Annotated in this window: 18 protein-coding genes; 15 read left to right on the forward strand and 3 right to left on the reverse strand. The window is 32.0% G+C overall.

Translation table 11 applies throughout. The features are described 5' to 3' along the window. Window positions 1-7: 7 nt before the first annotated feature. Window positions 8-394 carry a Co2+/Mg2+ efflux protein ApaG gene (gene apaG / locus ABDX67_RS00075; RefSeq protein ID WP_347172579.1) on the forward strand — a complete coding sequence of 129 codons (387 nt, stop codon included), beginning with the start codon at window positions 8-10 and terminating at the stop codon, window positions 392-394. Continuing rightward, on the forward strand, window positions 394-1,521 hold the full coding sequence (locus ABDX67_RS00080; protein ID WP_347172581.1) for a DUF3667 domain-containing protein: 1,128 nt from the start codon (window positions 394-396) through the stop codon (window positions 1,519-1,521). Before apaG ends, ABDX67_RS00080 begins: the two co-directional genes overlap by 1 nt. Here the strand turns inward: ABDX67_RS00080 and ABDX67_RS00085 are convergent. Then, window positions 1,518-2,195, reverse strand: a complete 678-nt coding sequence (locus tag ABDX67_RS00085; protein ID WP_347172582.1) for an NRDE family protein — start codon at window positions 2,193-2,195, stop codon at window positions 1,518-1,520. The genes ABDX67_RS00080 and ABDX67_RS00085 overlap by 4 nt on opposite strands. Before the next feature lie 112 nt (window positions 2,196-2,307). On the opposite strand from ABDX67_RS00085, the gene pruA reads away from it, so the two are divergent. The 10 genes from pruA (at window position 2,308) to ABDX67_RS00135 (ending at window position 16,040) form a co-directional block, all read left to right on the forward strand. Continuing rightward, window positions 2,308-3,933: an L-glutamate gamma-semialdehyde dehydrogenase gene (gene pruA / locus ABDX67_RS00090; RefSeq protein WP_347172583.1), complete on the forward strand. Its 1,626-nt coding sequence runs from the start codon at window positions 2,308-2,310 to the stop codon at window positions 3,931-3,933. A gap of 150 nt (window positions 3,934-4,083) precedes the next feature. Continuing rightward, window positions 4,084-6,912, forward strand: coding sequence for a M16 family metallopeptidase (locus ABDX67_RS00095; protein WP_347172584.1), 2,829 nt, complete (start codon window positions 4,084-4,086; stop codon window positions 6,910-6,912). 5 nt (window positions 6,913-6,917) lie between these two features. Next, on the forward strand, window positions 6,918-10,139 hold the full coding sequence (locus tag ABDX67_RS00100; protein WP_347172585.1) for a S41 family peptidase: 3,222 nt from the start codon (window positions 6,918-6,920) through the stop codon (window positions 10,137-10,139). Window positions 10,140-10,195: 56 nt separating this feature from the next. Beyond that, window positions 10,196-11,317 carry a serine hydrolase domain-containing protein gene (locus tag ABDX67_RS00105; protein WP_347172587.1) on the forward strand — a complete coding sequence of 374 codons (1,122 nt, stop codon included), beginning with the start codon at window positions 10,196-10,198 and terminating at the stop codon, window positions 11,315-11,317. A 14-nt stretch (window positions 11,318-11,331) separates the two neighbouring features. Beyond that, window positions 11,332-12,894, forward strand: coding sequence for an N-acyl-D-amino-acid deacylase family protein (locus tag ABDX67_RS00110; RefSeq protein WP_347172589.1), 1,563 nt, complete (start codon window positions 11,332-11,334; stop codon window positions 12,892-12,894). A 107-nt stretch (window positions 12,895-13,001) separates the two neighbouring features. After that, a complete protein-coding gene (locus tag ABDX67_RS00115; RefSeq protein WP_347172590.1) occupies window positions 13,002-13,310 on the forward strand; it encodes a helix-turn-helix domain-containing protein in 309 nt (102 codons plus the stop codon). A gap of 2 nt (window positions 13,311-13,312) precedes the next feature. Next, entirely contained in the window at window positions 13,313-14,122 is an 810-nt protein-coding gene (locus ABDX67_RS00120; RefSeq protein WP_347172592.1) for a DNA cytosine methyltransferase, read from the forward strand. A gap of 11 nt (window positions 14,123-14,133) precedes the next feature. Further along, complete coding sequence (locus ABDX67_RS00125) at window positions 14,134-14,289, forward strand: hypothetical protein (protein WP_347172594.1); 156 nt, start codon at window positions 14,134-14,136, stop codon at window positions 14,287-14,289. Then, the gene (locus ABDX67_RS00130; RefSeq protein ID WP_347172596.1) at window positions 14,282-15,061 is read left to right on the forward strand and encodes an HNH endonuclease; all 780 of its coding nucleotides are present in this window, start codon (window positions 14,282-14,284) and stop codon (window positions 15,059-15,061) included. The genes ABDX67_RS00125 and ABDX67_RS00130 overlap by 8 nt, the downstream gene beginning before the upstream one ends. A 76-nt stretch (window positions 15,062-15,137) precedes the next feature. Further along, window positions 15,138-16,040, forward strand: a complete 903-nt coding sequence (locus ABDX67_RS00135; RefSeq protein ID WP_347172597.1) for a hypothetical protein — start codon at window positions 15,138-15,140, stop codon at window positions 16,038-16,040. A gap of 9 nt (window positions 16,041-16,049) precedes the next feature. On the opposite strand, the gene rsmG is transcribed toward ABDX67_RS00135, so the two are convergent. Then, on the reverse strand, window positions 16,050-16,679 hold the full coding sequence (rsmG, locus tag ABDX67_RS00140) for a 16S rRNA (guanine(527)-N(7))-methyltransferase RsmG (protein WP_347172599.1): 630 nt from the start codon (window positions 16,677-16,679) through the stop codon (window positions 16,050-16,052). Between the two features lie 122 nt (window positions 16,680-16,801). On the opposite strand from rsmG, the gene ABDX67_RS00145 reads away from it, so the two are divergent. Next, window positions 16,802-17,893: a fatty acid desaturase family protein gene (locus tag ABDX67_RS00145; RefSeq protein ID WP_347172601.1), complete on the forward strand. Its 1,092-nt coding sequence runs from the start codon at window positions 16,802-16,804 to the stop codon at window positions 17,891-17,893. Between the two features lie 21 nt (window positions 17,894-17,914). Next, a complete protein-coding gene (locus ABDX67_RS00150; RefSeq protein WP_347172602.1) occupies window positions 17,915-19,102 on the forward strand; it encodes a pyridoxal phosphate-dependent aminotransferase in 1,188 nt (395 codons plus the stop codon). Between the two features lie 78 nt (window positions 19,103-19,180). Here ABDX67_RS00150 and ABDX67_RS00155 read toward each other — a convergent pair whose 3' ends face one another. Beyond that, a complete protein-coding gene (locus ABDX67_RS00155; protein WP_347172603.1) occupies window positions 19,181-19,396 on the reverse strand; it encodes a hypothetical protein in 216 nt (71 codons plus the stop codon). 228 nt (window positions 19,397-19,624) lie between these two features. Here ABDX67_RS00155 and ABDX67_RS00160 point away from each other — a divergent pair, with 228 nt between their 5' ends. Further along, a complete protein-coding gene (locus tag ABDX67_RS00160) occupies window positions 19,625-20,698 on the forward strand; it encodes a 7TM diverse intracellular signaling domain-containing protein (RefSeq protein ID WP_347172605.1) in 1,074 nt (357 codons plus the stop codon). Window positions 20,699-20,709: the final 11 nt, after the last annotated feature.

Genomic DNA, 20,709 nt, shown 5'->3' on the forward strand with positions numbered 1-20,709 from the left:
AATAGTTATGGTACAGCAAATTACAAATGGCATAAAAATATCTGTTCAAACTAAATTTAATGGTGCAATAGAACGGAATCTAAACACTTTTAATGCGTTTAGTTATTTTATTACTATCAAAAATGAATCTAGTGATGTTGTACAATTATTAGAACGTTTTTGGGAAATTTCTGATGCATTAAATGATAAGGAATTTATTGTTGGCGAAGGCGTTGTTGGTCAAAAACCAATACTAAACCCAAACGAACAATATACGTATAGTTCTAATTGTTTTTTATTGGGCGATTCTGGCTCAATGAAAGGAACTTTTAAAATGATTAATAAAAAAACAAATACGCTTTTTCAAGTAATCATTCCAACTTTTCAACTGTCAACTTTACCGTTTCTTAACTAATGAAGTTTAAAATTAGAAAACAACGCATTAAACCAGTAAAAGTTTTAGATGCTGAATGTTTTAATTGCGGACATCCGTTTTCTGGTCATGAAAAATTTTGCCCAGAATGTGGACAAACAAATAAAGACAAGCGCATTACATTTGGCAATTTTTTACACGAAGTTTTTAACGGATTTATTTCTTGGGATTCGAAATTTTGGACAACTATTATTCCGCTTTTAACTAAGCCAGGCAAAGTTTCTAGAGATTATATTGATGGCAAAAGACAGCGTTATGCAAATCCGTTTCGGTTTTATTTATCTGTTTCTGTGCTCTTCTTTTTAATTTTGGGAGCCACAGAGAGTTATGAGGCATTTAATGAACTTAGAACAGGAAAAACAACAAAAAAGAAAAGTATAAACGAACAATTTAATGCTGCAACAAAAGAGTTAGATTCTGTTAAAATAAACTCAAGTATAAACGATGCATTAAAAAATATTGATTCAACTGATAGGGAAGAAATTTTAAAAGTAATTCCAAAATTAAACCCAGACTCTCTAAAAATAAAATCTAACAACTCAGGGAACTTTAATTTAAGCTTCTTTCCTGATGCAAACAAGTATTATTCTTTTCAAAAAAAATATCCAAATATAGAAACAGATAGTGCTTTAGATAGCTTAAACGCAGAGCATACTTTTTTTAATCGTTTTATGTATACCAGACTTAAAGCCGTCAACAAAATATTAGAAAGCAGTGAAAATCAAAAAGAATTCTCAAAACAATTAATCTCGTACATTTCAATTTCATTATTTATTTTACTGCCTTTATTCACATTGTTTTTAAAATTCTTTTATGTAAGAAGAAAATTTACCTATGTAGAACATTTAATATTTGTTTTCCATACACAAACCGTTTTCTTTTTATTACTAATTCTTTTTTATATTGTTGATTACGCAAAGCATCCAAAATACATTAAAGGAATATTTATACTGCTATTCTTAATTTATTTATACATAGCAATGAAACGTTTTTACCAACAAGGACACTTTAAAACGTTTATAAAATTTATATTGGTAAACTGGGTTTTCTTTTTTATTACTTCTATCGGGTTTATATTCGTAACCCTTATTGCATTTTCATTTTATTAAGTGATTTTTTCGTAATTCAACCTAATGCTGTCAGTACTTTTTTTCACTGATGTAATGCTTACCGTTTCTACATAACTGCGTTTCATTTTTGGTGAGTTTTCTGGTGTTCCGATTTCAGAATTATGATGAAATTTTAAGATTTCTTCTTGGGTAAATTTCTTTTGATTTTTCGACCAATCAGCAAACCATTTTTTTCTTAATTCCTTTTCTGCTTTTGTGTATAACGTTGATGAAGACCAGATTTTAGGTTCCTTTTTTAATTTAGAAAAATGTTGTTGTGTTCCGTCCCAAACCAATTCGTAAGCTTTTAAATTCGTGTTCCAGTCTAACAATACAATTGTAAAAGGTTCTATTCCAATAAAGTCGAAAGTAGTAATGTAGTTTTCAAAATCATCCGATTTTAAAATGGCTTTTACAATAATTCCTCTGCTCATTTTATAGAGCGCTTCACGTTCATGAATTTCAAATCCACCATTTAACAAACAAACCAATCTATTTTTATCACTTAAACCAATCCATGTTCCGCCAGCTAATTCATCTTTCGGATAGGTTAATTTTACACCATCTTCAACATATTCTTTTGGTGCAATTGTTTTTCTTGATGGTTGCTCATCTCTGTTAGAAGTTAATATAAAATCAGAATCGCCAATTGGCAAATACGTAACCGTACACATAAATAGTATTTGTTTTTGTTAATTTACAACAGACCATCGAGTTCTTAAAACTAAAAATAAGTTGTAACTTTGCACTTCAAAATTAGTCGATTAAAACTTAAAATCACACAAAATGGGTAAAGGATTTTTTAATGTACCAGTTGCTGTTAACGAACCTGTTAATAGTTTTGCTCCAGGATCTCCTGAAAGAGAAGCTGTATTAAAAGCATATAAAGAAATGTATAATAGTCAGGTTGATGTACCAATGTATATCAACGGAAAAGACGTAACTACGGGTAACACCAGAACAATGTCTCCTCCACATGATCATAAACATATTGTTGGAACGTATCATCTTGCTGAAAAAAAGCATGTTGAAGAAGCGATTGCAACTGCTTTAGAAGCTAGAAAATCTTGGTCACAAATGCCATGGGAACAACGTGCTGGTATCTTTTTAAAAGCTGCTGAATTAATCGCTGGTCCTTATAGAGCAAAAATAAACGCTGCAACTATGATGGCGCAATCTAAAACGGTACATCAAGCTGAAATTGATGCTGCATGTGAGTTGATTGATTTCTTACGTTTTAATGTACAGTTTATGACTGACATCTACATGGAACAACCAGAAAGCACAAGTGATGCATGGAACAGAGTAGAATACAGACCTTTAGAAGGATTTACCTACGCTGTAACTCCGTTTAACTTTACGGCAATTGCAGGAAACTTACCTTCTTGTATGGCTTTAATGGGGAACGTTGTTGTTTGGAAACCAAGTAATAATCAAGTGTATTCTGCAAAAATTATCATGGATGTTTTTAAAGAAGCAGGAGTTCCTGATGGTGTTATTAATGTTGTTTTTGGTAATGCAGGAATGATTACTGATACAGTAATGGCAAATCCTCATTTTTCAGGGTTGCATTATACTGGTTCTACACCAGTTTTTCAAAGCTTATGGAAACAAATTGCAAACAATATCGAAAACTACAGAACCTATCCAAGAATTGTTGGAGAAACAGGAGGAAAAGACTTTATTATTGCTCATAAATCTGCGGTTGCAAAACAAGTAGCTACTGCTATTTCTAGAGGAGCTTTTGAGTTTCAAGGACAAAAATGTTCTGCTGCTTCAAGAGGTTATGTTCCTTCAAATCTTTGGGAAGAGGTTAAGAAATATGTAATTGAAGATGTTAACTCTTTTAAAATGGGTTCACCAGAAGATTTAAACAACTTTATAACAGCAGTAATTAACGAAGGATCTTTTGATAAACTAGCTTCTTATATTGATGCTGCTAAAAAAGATGCTGATGCAGAAATTATTGTTGGTGGAGGTTATGATAAATCTAAAGGATATTTTATTGAACCAACTGTAATTGTTACTAGCAATCCAAAGTACAGTACTATGTGTACTGAATTATTCGGTCCTGTGATGACAATTTTTGTTTATGATGAAGACAAGTTTTCTGAAACCTTAAAATTAGTTGATGAAACTAGTGAATATGCATTAACTGGAGCTGTTTTATCTACTTGTCGTTATGCAATTGAAGAAGCAACAAAAGCTTTAGAGAATGCTGCTGGAAACTTCTACGTTAACGACAAACCAACTGGAGCAGTTGTTGGTCAGCAACCATTTGGTGGAGCAAGAGCTTCTGGAACAAATGACAAAGCTGGTTCTGCACAAAACTTAATGCGTTGGGTTTCTCCAAGAATGATTAAAGAAACATTTGTAACACCTGTAGATTACAGATATCCATTCTTAGGATAAAAGAACATAAATTTCTATTTAAAACCTCATCAATTATTGATGAGGTTTTTTTGTTGCCGTAAAATCCTACCATTTCTTTAACATTATTGAAAGTCAAGATTTTGTATATTTAGCGTCATCAAAAAAGAATAAACATAAACAACCAAAAAAATGATTAAAAAAATTCTATTTGTTGCTTTTGCAATAGTATTAGTTGCCTGTAACACAGACAAAAAAGAAACTTCCTTAAATGTGCCTTTCGAAAAATTTGAATTAGAAAACGGACTACAAGTTGTAATGCATATCGATAAGTCAGACCCTATAGTAGCAGTTGAATTAATGGTACATGTTGGTTCGGCTAGAGAGATTGAAGGAAGAACTGGTTTTGCACATTTATTTGAACACTTATTATTCTTAGAATCAGAAAATTTAGGAAAAGGCGGATTGGATAAAATGAGTGCAAGAATTGGTGGTTCTGGTGCAAATGGTTCAACATCTAGAGATCGAACAAATTATCTTCAAACCATTCCAAATGATGCATTAGAAAAAATGATTTGGGCTGAAGCAGACAAATTGGGTTGGTTTATCAATACAGTAACAGATCCTGTTTTGGCAAAAGAAAAGCAAGTTGTAAAAAACGAAAAAAGACAAGGTGTAGATAATCGTCCTTATGGTTTCAATCAACAAATTATTGACAGAAATTTATACCCAAAAGACCATCCTTACAATTGGCAAGTAATTGGTTCTTTAGATGATTTACAAAACGCAACCTTAGACGATGTAAAAACATTTTTTAGAAAATGGTACGTTCCTAATAACGCAACATTAGTGTTGTCTGGCGATTTTGATCCTGAACAAGCTAAAAAATGGGTAAAAAAATATTTTGATGAAATTCCGAGAGGAGACGAAATTACTCCTTTAGTAAAAAAACCAGGCGTAGTAAAAGAATCAAAGTTTTTATACTACGAAGATAACTTTGCAAGATTACCAATGTTAACTTTTGCTTGGCCAACGGTAGAATTGTATCATAAAGATTCGTATGCTTTAGATATTTTAACGCAGTATTTATCACAAGGAAAAAAAGCACCATTAAATCAAGTTTTAGTGGATGATTTAAAACTAACTTCATTTACTTCTATGTACAATAGAAGTTCTGAATTAGCAGGTCAAACTCAATTAGGAATTCGTGGATTTGCAAATGTAGATTTGAATGAAATCAATAACGGAATCAAAAAAGCTTTTGAAACGTTTGAAAATGAAGGTATTTCTAACAAAGATTTAAACAGAATTAAAGCAGGATTAGAGACTCGTTTTTACAATAGTTTATCGAGTGTTTTAGGAAAAGGAACCAACTTGGCTTCTTTTAATACCTATGCTGGCGATCCTGGCTATATCAATAAAGAAATCAATTCTACATTAGATGTTACTAAAGATGATGTGATGCGTGTTTACAATACATACATCAAAAATAAAAACTTTATTGCAACTAGTTTTGTACCAAAAGGAATGGCAAAATTAGCGCTTAAAGATTCTAAAGAAGCCATTATAAAAGAAGAAAAAATTATACAAGGCGCAGAAGAAAAGTTTGATCCAAAAATTGCTGCGAAATACACAAAAACACCTTCTTCTTTTGATAGATCAACAGAACCGCCTTACGGAAAATCTCCAGAATTATCAGTTCCAAAAGTTTGGAAAGATCAATTATCAAACGGAATAAAAGTATTCGGAATTGAAAATAGCGAAGTTCCTTTAGTCCGATTTAATTTAGTAATTGATGGTGGTCAGTTATTAGAAAAAATGAACAAATTAGGCGTAGCAAACCTAACTGCTAGTTTAATGAACAGAGGAACAAAAAACAAAACAGTTGCTCAACTTGAAGAAGCAATTCAAGAATTAGGAGCTTCAATTAGAGTTTCTGCTTCTAAAGAAAATATTACAATTAGTGGAACAACGTTGGCTAAAAACTACAACAAAACACTAACTTTAGTTGAAGAAATGTTATTAGAACCTCGTTGGGATGCAACAGAATTTGAGTTGATAAAAAAATCTGTAGTTGGTAATTTACGTCAGCAAAAAGCGAGTCCAACAACAATTGCAAGTAATGTGTATAGCGAATTGATTTACGGAAAAGATAATATTCGTTCTAAAAATACTTTAGGAACTATAGAATCTGTTGGCACTATTACATTAGATGATTTAAAATCATTTTACACAAATTATATTTCTCCGTCGGTTGCTAGAATGCATGTTGTTGGTGATATCAATCAAGAAAAAGTAATCGCATCTTTATCTAATTTAGATACAAAATGGCAATCAAAGAAAGTGGTAATTCCAGATTACAAAACACCAGAAGCACCAAATAAGCCAACTGTATATTTTTACGATGTTCCGAATGCAAAACAATCTGTAATTAATTTTGGAGCACCTGCTTTGGCTGCAACAGATAAAGACTTTTATCCGGCAACGGTGATGAATTACATTCTTGGTGGCGGTGGATTTGCTTCTCAATTAACACAAGAATTAAGAGAAGGTAAAGGATATACCTACGGAATTGGTTCTGGTTTTTCTGGAACAAAAGCTACTGGAGCATTTACAATTTCTAGTAGAGTAAGAACAAATGTTACCTTAGAATCTGCTCAATTAGTAAAGAAAATCATTACTGATTATCCTAAAAACTATTCTGAGAAAGATTTGATGACAACAAAAGGTTTTTTAATTAAAAGTAACGCACGTAGATTTGAAACTATGGGTGCAAAATTAAACATGCTTCAAGACATGAGTGCTTACGGATTTAACTCTGATTATATAAAAGACAGAGAAAAAATTGTGAACGAAATGACCATTGACAGAATACAAGAATTATCTAAAAAATATGTAAATCCAAACAAAATGATTTGGCTTTTTGTGGGTGATGCAGAAACACAATTAGACAGATTAAACGAATTAGGTTTTGGTGCTCCAATTTTATTAAACAAAACCAAAGAAAAAATTAAACAATAAAAGACATGAAATTACTTAACAAAAGTATTATTGCTTTTGCATTGTTGTTTTCAACAATTGTGTTAGCGCAAGAAACAAGATTACTTCGTCAACCAACAATGCATGCAAATCAAGTTGCATTTGCATATGGTGGAGATATTTGGACAACCAATTTATCAACCAACATTACTACAAGATTAACAAGTACTCCAGCGCAAGAAAGTGTTCCACATTTTTCTCCTGACGGAAAATGGATTGCGTTTACATCAAACAGATCTGGTTCTCAATCAGTATATATTGTTTCTGTAAATGGCGGAGAAGCAAAAAGATTAACTTGGCACACAAGTGCTGATGTTGTAAAAGGTTGGACAAATGATGGGAAAAATGTACTCTTTGCATCAACTAGAGATACGGCTCCTTCTTCTTTTGATCGCTTATATACCATTTCTATAAATGGCGGACCAGCAACTAAATTAATGGAACAATGGGCAACTTCAGGTTCCTATTCTCCTAACGGAAAACAATTGGTTATTGATAAGATGAGACGTTGGGATGTTGAGTGGAGAGATTATCGTGGTGGTCAAAACACGCCACTTATTATTGTTGATTTAAAAACCTTAAACGAAACTTTATTACCAAATAATAAAACAACAGACAGGCATCCAGTTTGGTTAAAAGATGTTGTTTATTTTCTTTCAGATAGAACGCATACTTCAAATGTTTGGTCGTACAATACCAAAACAAAAGCAGTAACTCAAATTACAAAATTTAAAGGAACTGCAGTAAAATCATTAAGCGGTTATAAAAACACATTGATTTTTGAACAAGATGGTTATTTACACACGTTAGACTTAAAAAATAATCGTTCTAAACAATTAAAAATTTCTGTAAAAGGAGATTTTCCTTGGACAGCAACAAAATGGGAAAACGTAAATGATCGCGTAGATTTTGCGAGCATTTCTCCGAACGGAAAAAGAGTTGTGATGGCTTCTCGCGGAGATATTTTTACCACACCAGTTGAATTTGGTGATTCTAGAAACATTACACAAACTTCTGGAATTGCAGACAGAGCACCAATTTGGTCTCCAAAAGGAGATAAAATTGCTTGGTTTTCTGATGCAAACGGAAAAAATTACGCATTACACATTACCAATCAAGACGGAACAGCAAAAACAGAAATTATTTCTATCGGAATTTCTAAAATGGCTTGGGAACCAACTTGGTCTCCAAATGGAAAATACATTGCTTTTGTAGATGATGATACACGTATTAGAGTTATCAACTTAGAAAAAAAATCTATCAAAACTATTGATAATGCTGGTACTAATTTAGAACGTGGAAGAATGGGAATTACGTGGTCTCCAGATTCAAATTGGCTTGCGTATTCAAAAGCCGGAGATAATGGTATGAAACAAATTAAAGTTTGGTCATTAGAAACTAATAATGTTACAGCAATAACAGATCCGTTTGCAGATTCGTTTTCTCCTGCTTGGGATTTAGATCACAAACATTTGTATTTTTTAGCAAGTACAGATGTTGCATTACGTTCAGGTTGGGCAAACACTAGCTCAATGACCGCTAGACCAAATTATGCAGCGTATGTTATCAATCTTGCAAAAAAAGACGATTCTCCTTTTAAATTAAAAAGTGATGAAGAAAAAGTAAAAGAAGAAAAATCAGAAGACAAAAAAGATGATAAAAAGAAAGACGCGAAGAAAAAACCTGCAGATAAAAAAGTTGTGATAGATTTTGATGGAATTGCTCGTAGAATTATGGCGCTTCCTTTACGTGGAAACTACAACAGTATTATTGCTGGGCAAAGTGGATTTGCTTTTATCAATGAAGGTGCAACTGTACATAAATTTGATTTAAAAAAGTTAAAAGCAAAAGAATTCGGAAAAGGATTAAGAATTTATGCAATTTCTGCGGATGGAAAACACATGGTTGTTAAAGCTGGAAGAAGCTGGAAAGTTACGAGCACTTCTGCTCCAAATGCAAAAGCAGCAAAAACATTAAAGCTAGATTTAAATATGAAGCTAAACAGAATTAGCGAATGGAAACAAATGTTTGAAGAAGCTTGGCGTTACGAACGTGATTATTTTTACGATCCAGGAATGCACGGAAGAGATTGGAACAAAGTTTATAAACGTTACGCTCCATTAATTCCGTTTGTAAAACACAGAGCAGATTTAAACTATATTTTAGACCAAGTTAACGGAGAATTGTCTGTTGGACATAGTTTTGTTGGCGGAGGAGATTTTCCAACTATTGATAGAGCAAAAGGCGGATTATTAGGTGCAGATTTTATGTCTAGACTAGGCAAATGGCAAATCAAAAGAATTTATACTTCAGAAAGTTGGAATCCAGGATTAAATGGACCTTTAGATCAACCTGGAATGAATATCAAAGCTGGACATTATTTAGTTGGAATTAACAATCAAGAAATTACTGACAAAGACAACATCTACAAATATTTAGATGGAACTTCTGGAAAACAAACTACGTTACACATCAACACAAAACCATCTTTTGAAGGTTCTTGGAAAGAAATTGTAGAACCAATTAGAAGCGAAAACTCTTTACGCCAAAGAACTTGGGTTGAAGACAACCGAAGAATGGTTGATAAATTATCTGGCGGAAGATTAGGATATATTTGGGTACCAAATACTGGCGGACCAGGATTTGTATCGTTCAACAGATATTATTTTGCGCAACAAGATAAAGAAGGTGCTGTAATTGACGAGCGTTTTAATGGCGGTGGATTGTTAGACGATTATATGGTAGATTTAATGACTCGTAAACCAAGAGCAGCACTCACAAATGAAGTTCCGAATGGAAAACCAATGCGTTTACCAGCCGGAATTATGGGACCAAAAGTATTATTGATTAATGAACTTGCAGGTTCTGGTGGAGATTTTTTCCCGTGGGTTTTTAGACAACAAAAAGCAGGATTGCTAATTGGAGCTACAACTTGGGGCGGATTGGTAAAATCATCTACACATTATCGATTAATTGATGGTGGTTCTTTAACGGCGCCAGACAATGCAGTTTTTGATCCTGCAACAAACACTTGGGTTGCAGAAAACAAAGGAGTTGCTCCAGATATTGCAGTTAGACAAGATGCAAAATCATTAGAAAAAGGAATAGATCCTCAGTTAGAAAGAGCGGTAAAAGAGTTGTTATCTCAACTAAAAGGAAAAAAGGAAATAACACCTCCAAAATTTCCTAGACCAACGAAAGGAAACTAAAAAGTCAGAATCCTCGAAACAAAATTGTTTCGGGGATTTTTTTATATCTTAGAATCATGAAAAACAAACTATTCCAACTTGTTATTTTATTACTTGTTGTTCAACTTACAAGCTGTAAATCTGAACCAAAAAAATCAACATTAAACACACAACAATTAAACGATTACTTTAAAAAAGAAATGCCCGAAAATGAACCTGGTGGAGCTATTTTAATCATGAAGAATGATAGTGTTATTTTTAGTCAAGGTTATGGTATTGCTGATTTAAATATGAAATCTAAAATAGATCAAAACACATTATTTAATGTGGGTTCTATTTCAAAAACATTTGTATCGAATGCTATTTTAATGTTGCAAGCAGAAAACAAACTTTCTGTTGAAGATAACATGGCAAAATACTTTCCTAATTTTAAAAATAAGGAAATAGCGAGCAAAGTAAAAATCAAACATTTACTAACACATACATCAGGTTTAAAAGACAACAGGCAAACAAAAACAGATTCCATTTTTTATTTAACTGCTAAAGATTTAGAAAATTGGTATCCAACAACACAAGCTGAAAACTTAAATTTTGAACCTGGAACACGATTTGAATATTCAAATCCGGCATTCAACGCATTGGCTTTAATTGTAGAAGATGTTTCTGGAATGAAATGGCAAAAATATATTGCTGATAATATTTTTAAACCTTCCGTAATGCAAACAAGTACAATTACAGATGGAGCGCATCCTCAATCTGGAGTTTCTCATGGCTATATTTATAGAAATGGTAATTGGATTGAAAGAGATTATGGAGAAGAACCAACATTTGCTGCTTCAGGAAATGGTGGCGTTTGGAGTTCTGTAAACGAATTGGCAAAATATCAATTGGCTTTAGAACAACATGTATTTATTTCAGATTCCCTTTTTAAAGATTCTAAATCAATAAAACCTTGGTCTAATTGGCAAGATGCTACGTCGCCTTATATCGGTTGGTCTTGGTTTATTGCAAAAACTTCTGATAATTTAAAAACTGTTGGTCATACAGGAAGTCAAGGTGGATTTTTATCCAATTATGTAACCATTCCTGAAAAAGGAATCACTTTTATTATTTTATGTAACACGCCAAGAAACGTAGATGGTTTTACAGAATTTATTACAGAGTGGCTGCAAAAAAATAACTGGCTAGAAAATAATTAAAAGCAATACAACACATGAGTTTATTTTATAAAAAATCGAGTTTCTTAATTAAAAGTACTTCTATTGCAGTTCTCTTATTTCTTGTTTTTTCTTGTAAAGAGAATTCAACAGGAATTGAATCTACAATTACATCTGTAGATGTTGCTGTTGTTAATGGTAAAATTATTGATGGAACTGGTGAAAAAGCATACGATGCTACTATTTATATTAATGGTGACAGCATTGTTTATATCGGTAACATAACAAATCCGGATTTGAAAATTGGCAAAACAATTGATGCAAAAGGCAAGTTTGTGAGCCCTGGTTTTATCGATTTACACGCACATGGAAATCCGTTAAGAACTCCAGATTTTGAAAACTTTTTAGCAATGGGTGTTACTAGTATTGTTTTAGGACAAGATGGTTCTAGCCCAAATGTGAAAGATTTAAAAGCGTATTTGAATTCTGTAAATCAACAAAATTTAGGTGTAAATATTATGGAGTTTGTTGGTCATGGAACTTTACGAAATCTTGCCGGAATTGGCGTTAAAAGTAAAATTTCAGCAACCGAATTAGAAACTCTAAAAAGCATTTTACAAGAACAATTAAAATTCAGTTTTGGTTTATCAACAGGATTAGAATATGCTCCAGGATTGTATGCAGAAGAAAGTGAATTGATTGAATTAGCAAAAATTGTTGGCGAGCAAGATAAAATTATCATGAGCCATATGCGAAATGAAGATGATGATGAACTGATTAAATCTATCAACGAATTAGCTAAGCAAGGAAAATATGCTCGCGTACATATTTCGCATTTAAAATCGGTATTTGGAAAAGGAGCAAAACGCGCAGAAAACATTTTAGACACGATTAAAAAGATTAGAAAATCTGGAATAGAACTTACAGCGGATGTGTATCCGTACATGGCAAGTTATACAGGGATTTCAATTGTTTTTCCAGATTGGTCTAAAACGGCAAAACAATTTGCCATTGCCAAACGAGATAGAAAAAAAGAGCTAGAAACCTTTATTAGAAATAGAGTAAATCTACGAAATGGACCAGAAGCAACATTATTAGGTTCAGCTCCATATACAGGAAAAACTTTAGCAGAAGCTGCTGCATCAAAAAATAAACCTTTCGAAAAATTTTTAGTAGAAGATTTGGGACCTCAAGGTTCTTCTGCTGCTTATTTTGTAATGAATAAAGAACTACAAGAAACACTGATAAAAGATGCATTAATTGGTGTTTGTTCTGATGGAAGCAAAACAGGATTTCATCCTCGTGGACATGGAACTTTCGCGAAAATTATTGAAAACTATGTAGTAAATGATAAGATATTAAGTATTGAAGAAGCTGTGCGAAAAATGACTTCTTATGCAGCAGAAATTTTACAATTAAAAGACAGAGGCGTTTTAAAAGTGGGTAAAAAAGCGGACATCATCATTTTTGACCCAAAGAATGTAAAAGCAACTGCAAATTATGTGAACCCACATCAACTAGCAAGAGGTTTTGACATGGTTTTGGTAAACGGAAAATTAGTTAGAGAAAACGAACAATTAAAAACACAGTTAAGCGGAAAAGTGTTGTTGCCAGAATAGTTTTTGGTTTAATTTTTATTCTATTTTTATACAAATGTTTAGAGTTTCTTGTATTCTTAAAATCAACTAGCTATATTTGACACTTATTGTCAAGTAATAATTTTCAAATGGAAACAATCGGACAAATTTTACGAAATAAAAGACAAGCTCTCGGTCTTCTCTTAAGACAAGTTTCTGCTTATGTCGATATCGACCAAGCTATTTTGAGCAAAATCGAAAGAAACGAGCGAAAACCGACAAAAGAAATGTTAGAAAAACTTGCGGAAATCCTAAAACTTGATAAAGACGAGCTTTTAGTGCAATTTATAAGCGACAAAATTGCTTATGAAATAGTAGACGAAGATTGTGCAAGTAAAGTGCTAAAAGTTGCAGAGAGAAAAATCAAATATTTAAAATCACACCCAATTCAAAACTAACTATGCGAACATTAACAACTGATAAAGAAAATACTAGTGTAGTTGAAGAACCTCAATTGGCAGTAAAATTTTATTCTAAAACAAAAACTGAAAAGAAAGAACAAAAAGGGAAATCGACCTTAAATATGCTTTCGTTATTTTCTGGTTGTGGAGGAATGGATTTAGGGTTTGAAGGGGATTTTTCCGTTTTAAAATCTTCGGTAAACGAGGTTTTAAATCCAAACTTTATTTCTCAAGAACTTGACAATAACTTTGTAAAACTATCGAAAACACGTTTTAAAACAGTTTTTGCAAACGATATTTTAAAGGACGCAAGAAATGCTTGGGTAAACTACTTTTCAAAAAGAGGACATAACGCAGAAGATTACCAAACAAACAGTATAGTCGATTTAGTAAAACTACACCAAAACGGAACAAAGGTTTTCCCAAAAAATATAGACATTGTAACTGGTGGATTTCCTTGTCAAGATTTTAGTGTTGCAGGAAAAAGAAACGGACTTAATTCACATAAAAACCACAAAGGAGAACTAAATACAGAAACTTGTGCAACAGAAGAAACTCGTGGTCAGCTTTATATGTGGATGAAACAAGTCATTGAAATTACACAACCGAAAATTTTTATTGCAGAAAATGTAAAAGGTTTAGTAAACCTTGCAAACGTAAAAGACATTATCCAAAATGATTTTTCTTCTGCTGGAGATAATGGGTATTTGGGCGTTACCCGCCAAAAAAAGGCGGGTCGGGCTATCCGTTACAAGTCCTCGATCGTACCTCTCTGTGGGCTTTCCACTTCTATCCCTAACGCAGCTTAACGACTAATATTATGGAATTAAAAAAAATTAAAGATGCTTTGGAAAGCAGTTTATCTCTTCTAAACGAAGAATTTGAAAGTTTAACTTTAGATGAATTAAAAGAAGAATACTTGTCAGTAATTCAAAAGATTGAAAACGCATTAAACTCATTAGATAAAAATGGGTAGAACACTTTGGACAAGAGAAGAGTTTATGCTAGTAATGAATTTATACACCAAAATTCGTTATGGACAATTCAATAATAGAAATTCAGATGTTATTAAACTGGCAAAATTAATAAATAAAACACCTGGAGCAGTTGCATATAAATTGGTACATCTTTCAAGTCAAGACCCTTATCATCAAAATCGAGGAATAAAAGGATTAGCAAACCCTGGAAAAAATGCTATCGAAATTTATAAGGAATTTCAAGAAAACTGGGATGAAATGCTTTACCAAAGTGAAGTGCTCCTAGCTAAATATAAGAATAAAACTATTGAGCAAGAATACTCGGAGTGGGAAGATGCGGATTTAGAAGTTCTAAAAAATAAAAAAGGCTTAGATAAAGAAAGGTTAGTTAAAACAAGAGTAAATCAATCTCTTTTCAGAAGAATTATAACAAATAACTATTCTAATTCCTGTGCGGTTTGCAATTTAAACATAGATAAACTTTTAGTTGCAAGTCACATTTTAAAATGGTCAGAGAATCAAAAAGAAAGACTAAACCCAGAAAATGGTTTATGTCTTTGCAATATTCACGATAAAGCATTCGAACTTGGTTATTTAGGTATCACGGGAGATTATATATTAAATATCTCTGAAGAATTAGCTTCAATTTCTGAAGACACATATTTTGCTATGTTCAAAAGACATCAAAATCAAAAAATAATAATGCCTGATAAGTTTTATCCAAACCCATCTTTTTTGGATAATCATTATCAATCTACTTTCCGTAAGTAAACCTCACGCTAAGAAATCACCTAAAAAGATTGAACAATTAAGAGGGAACAAACTTGAACCTTATGTTAGAGATGTAATGACTGATTTAGCTGTTGGCTCGCAATTTGAAAATTCAATTGAATTAATTGGAGGTCAAAAGTTTCCAGACATTGTTGCGAAAAAATTTTATGGAATAGAAGTTAAAACTACAACTCAAAACCATTGGAAAACAACAGGAAATAGTGTTTTAGAATCTACAAGAGTAGATGATGTCGAGCGAATTTTTATGCTTTTCGGTAAACTTGGAAAACCAATTGAATTTAGGTGTCGTGCTTACGAAGAATGTCTATCAGAGGTGGTTGTTACACATTCGCCAAGGTATTTAATCGATATGAACTTGGAAGAGGGAAAAACCATTTTTGACAAAATCAATACACCTTACGATAGATTACGTCAAAAGAAAAATCCGATTAAACCAATTACGGACTACTACAAAAGCAAGTTGAAACCTGGTCAAGATTTATGGTGGATTCAAGACACAGAACAAGCAAGTAATCTTGTTATAAATATTTGGAACAATTTAAGCTTAAAAGAAAAGCAAGAGATTAAAAACAGAGCAATGGTTTATTTTCCAGAGGTTTTTAGTAATCGTGGAGATAAATTTGCTCGACTTGCAATTTGGCTTGTAACACGAGAAGCTGTTGTTTGTCCGAATGTAAGAGATTTATTTACTGCTGGCGGAAAAGCAGATTATTTAATTAAAAACAAAACGTATAAAAACATTCCAAGAGTATTTATAAAATTGTTTGATAATATAGATTCTGTTTTGGAAATTTTGATTAATACTTCAGCAATTGAACTAACAGAATATTGGAATGAAAAAACGACCGATAAGAAAAAAATTATGGATTGGATTGAGTTGGTTGGAATAAACTCAAAGTCAGTTCAAGGAGCAAAACATTTAGATATAAAACAAATGTTGACGGAATTAATACTCTGAAGAGTTTATCTACCCTTTAAACTTCATTGCCAAATGCACTACTTTTTTAGTTTCAAAAAAGTCTTCTTCAAAATAGTTTGGTAAATCGTAAATAGTTGCAGATGTATATTTTGCTAGCTCTTCAGATAAATCGCCACCTTTTAAGTATAAGATTCCGTTTTTGAGTTCGTGGTTTTGTTTTTTAAGCGTTTTCCCTTTTGTCCAACCTACAAAAGTTTCCATTTGTGCTACAGCTCTACTTACAATAAAATCGTATTGTTCTTTAACTTCTTCTACTCTTCCATGTGTAGTTTTTACATTTTCTAAACCCAAACCTGCAACAACTTCATTGACTACTTTTATCTTTTTACCGATAGAATCTACTAAATGAAATTGTGTTTCTGGAAATAAAATTGCCAACGGAATTCCAGGAAATCCGCCACCAGTTCCAACATCCAACACTTTAGAACCTGGTTTAAAAGAAATTACTTTTGCTATTCCTAACGAATGTAAAACATGACGCAAATACAATTCGTCAATATCTTTACGAGAAACCACATTGATTTTTAAATTCCAATCTTTGTATAATTCTTGCAATTTTGTAAATTGCTCTAATTGAATTTCAGTTAAATCTGTAAAGTATTTTTGTATAATTTCCATAAAAAAGTAATAAAAGCACAAAAATAGTGATTGTTAACAAACAATTAGTAACAAAAACTGACGTTTATCATACAAACAAAAAACAAAAAGCATAAATTTGTTGCTTATATAGAAACACATACATGAAAACCATAAATTTTTCAAGATTAGATAAAGCAAAATTTTTTAGAACATTAAACAAGCGTGTCAATTCTTATTTTAAAGACAACAATATAAAACGTACAGGAAACTGGAAATTATATACAAAAGCAATTATTATGTTTTCGTTATTTTTAGTTCCATTTATTTTAATCTTAACCGTTTCTATGCCGCAATGGTTAATGGCTGTTTTAATGGTGGTTACTGGAATTGGAATGGCTGGTGTTGGGATGAATGTGATGCACGATAGTAATCACGAATCTTTTTCTAGCAAAAAATGGGTAAATAAATTAATGGGAAGTAGCATTTATATACTTGCCGGAAATGTATATAATTGGAAAGTACAACACAATGTGTTACATCATACATTTACCAATGTAAAAGATCATGATGAAGATATTGATGCTGGTAGAATAATTCGATTTTCTCAACATTCTAAATGGTTCCCTATTCACAAGTTTCAAAAATACTATTCCATTTTTTTATACGGATTGTTAACTATCAATTGGGCAATAACTACGGATATTAAACAAATGCGCAGTTATTTAAAACGTAAATTATCTTATGGTAAGTTTCCAAACCCAAGAGTAGAATGGACAAAATTAATTATCTCTAAAGTGGTATATTATGCACTTTGGATTGTATTACCATTATTGGTTTTAGATATTGCATGGTGGAAAGTTTTAATCGGATTTTTTGTAATGCATTATACAGCAGGAATGATTTTAAGTTTGGTATTTCAATTGGCGCATATTGTTCCAAAAACTACAATGCCAATTCCTGATAAAGACGGAAATTTAGAACATACTTGGGCAGTGCATCAATTGTATACAACATCTAATTTTGCACCTAGCAATTGGATTGTTAATTTTTATACTGGTGGATTAAATCATCAAGTAGAACATCATATTTTTCCGCATATTTCTCATGTACATTACAATAAATTGGCGAAAATTGTAAAAGACACAGCCAAAGAATTTAATTTACCGTACAACGAATATCTAACAACAAGAAGAGCTATTATTGAGCATTTTAAACACTTAGGAAGCTTAGGAAAACAACCAGAATTAGCATAAACTTACTATTATCAACTAAAAATGTCGCACCCTTTATCGGACAGAATCAACAGTTTGCCAATTTCTCAGACATTGGCAATGGCTGCAAAAGCTAGAGAATTAAAAACAGCTGGAAAAGATATTATCAGTTTAAGTTTGGGAGAACCAGATTTTAACACACCAGATTTTATTAAAGACGCTGCAATTGAAGCAATCAATCAGAACTACAACACCTATACTCCGGTTGATGGATATGTAGAATTAAAAGAAGCTATTTGTGTAAAATTTAAACGCGATAATGATTTAGAATACAATCCAAATCAAATTGTAGTTTCTACAGGCGCAAAACAATCTATTGCAAATGTTGCACAAGTATTGTTAAATCCTGGTGATGAAATTTTATTACCTGCACCTTATTGGGTAAGTTATTCTGCAATTGCAATTTTATGCGAAGCAACTTTTGTTGAAATTCCTTCTACAATTGACACTGATTTTAAAATTACGCCAGCGCAATTAGAAGCAGCGATTACGCCAAAAACAAAAATGATTTTCTTTAACTCGCCAAATAATCCTAGCGGAACAATTTATACCGAGCAAGAATACAGAGCTTTGGCAAAAGTATTGGAAAAACATCCGCAGATATTTATTTTATCGGATGAAATTTATGAACACATTAATTACGGAACAAAACCATTTAGTTTTGCTGCAATTGAAAGTATGTATAATAGAACAATTACCGTAAACGGATTGGCAAAAGCGTTTGCTATGACAGGCTGGAGAGTTGGTTATATTGGTGCACCAGAATGGATTGCAAAAGCGTGTACAAAAATGCAAGGACAAATTACATCTGGTACAAATTGTATTGCACAAAGAGCTGCAATTACAGCTGTATTAGCTCCGGTTTCTAAAATTCAGTTTATGGTAGATGAATTTAAAAACCGTAGAGATATGGTGCTGGAATTACTTGGAGAAATTGAAGGATTCAAATTAAATATTCCTGACGGAGCATTTTATGTTTTTCCAGATATTTCTGCATTTTTTGGAAAAACAATCAAAGGAAAAACAATTGCTAATGCCAATGATTTTTCTATGTTATTACTAGAAGAAGCAAACGTTGCAACAGTAACTGGCGAAGCTTTTGGCGCACCAAATTGTGTGCGTTTATCGTATGCTGCATCTGTAGAACAACTACAAGAAGCAATTAAAAGAATTAAAGAAGTTTTAAGTTAATTCTTAAGAATTATAAAGAATTAAAATCTCATTTTTTGCTGAATTCATTTCAGTTTCTAAATGAGATTTTTTTGTGTACTAAAAAAGAATAACTACCAAGACAATGGCAAAAAGTGATACTTGTAAAACAGTTCCGGCCTGACTTTGAAGTTTGTCGTGGCTGTTTAAAATTGAAGTCTTAATGCGAGACAAAGATTTTCTCTTCATTTCTCTAATATTTTGTCTGATTGCTTGTTTATAAGCAGATGTTAAAATTCCTCTTTCAACGACTCGTGGATGCGATGCTAATTTCATGATTTCAAGTTTTAATGTTATACTCTAAAGACGAGGATTTAAAATATTTGTTACAATTCAATTATTTTTTAAAGAGTCTTAAATTTAGAAAACAAACATGTAATTGAATGATTATCAGGTGTAAAAATCACTTTACATATCGTTTATAAAATAAGCAGATCATATTTTTAATCTCTAAAATTTTTATTATTTTTAGCTTTCAGAACCTCATGTCGATAAGGCTATTTTATGCATTTATTATTCTCTTACAGTTTAAACCTTATAACTTTTTCTTTTGATTATTTAAGTTTAAAAATTATATCATTTCAAGATATAGATACTTTAAACAGAATTAGTAACGTAACAGATTCTCGGAGTTTACTTTTAGGAATCTTCTTTGGTTTTATGTTAGTAATGGCTATTTATAATTTATTACTGTATTTCTCTTTAAAAGACAAAGCATATATGCTCTATGTTGGTACGGTTATTTTTAACATACTAACTACTTTAGCAACTAACAAAATTAGCGGGCAATACTTTTGGCCTAACCAACCCGAATTAGATGGAATTATATACATTTCGTTTGCAGGTTTAAGCATGTTTTGTTCTAGTAGATTTACTTCCGAATTTTTGCAGTTAAAAGAACACCATAAATTATTAGATAAATTTATGTGGGGTATTGCTTACCTAAGTTTATTACTAACTGTGCTAAGTCTTTTTCTAACAATTGAACAAATTACACCATTTGGAAGGTGGTTGGTATTACTTTCTTTTCCTTCTTATATTTTTGTAGCAATTGTTGCCTTTAGAAAAGGGTTTAGACCAGCTATGTTTTATCTAATCGCTTGGATTCCTTATGTTCTTGGTTTAATCATAAGAGTAATGCATGGTGCTGGTTGGCTACCAGGTAATGCGTTTGTAATGTCTTCTTTAGAACTTGGTGGAGCGCTTGAAATTGTCTTACTATCATTTGCGTTAGCAGATCGTATTAAAAATTTACAAGAAGAAAATAATCAAATAAGAACACAACTTCAAAACTATATTTCTCAAGTTGTTAGTTTAGAACAAAAAATTCAAAACTCAAACTCAAATAACGAAAACATACAGGATAAAAGAATTGAAGAAATTGTTAAAGAACATCATTTAACCGATAGAGAAGCAGATGTTTTATTACAAATTACAAACGGGCTAACCAACCAACAAATAGCTGATGAATTGTTTATTTCTGTTAACACTGTAAAATATCATACAAGAAATATTTACGAGAAATTAGACATCAAAAAACGTACAGAAATCACTTCCAAATTATTATTTGACAAGTAACCAAATACACC

It is taken from the genome of Polaribacter uvawellassae, from assembly GCF_039748955.1.
GTDB lineage: Bacteria > Bacteroidota > Bacteroidia > Flavobacteriales > Flavobacteriaceae > Polaribacter > Polaribacter uvawellassae.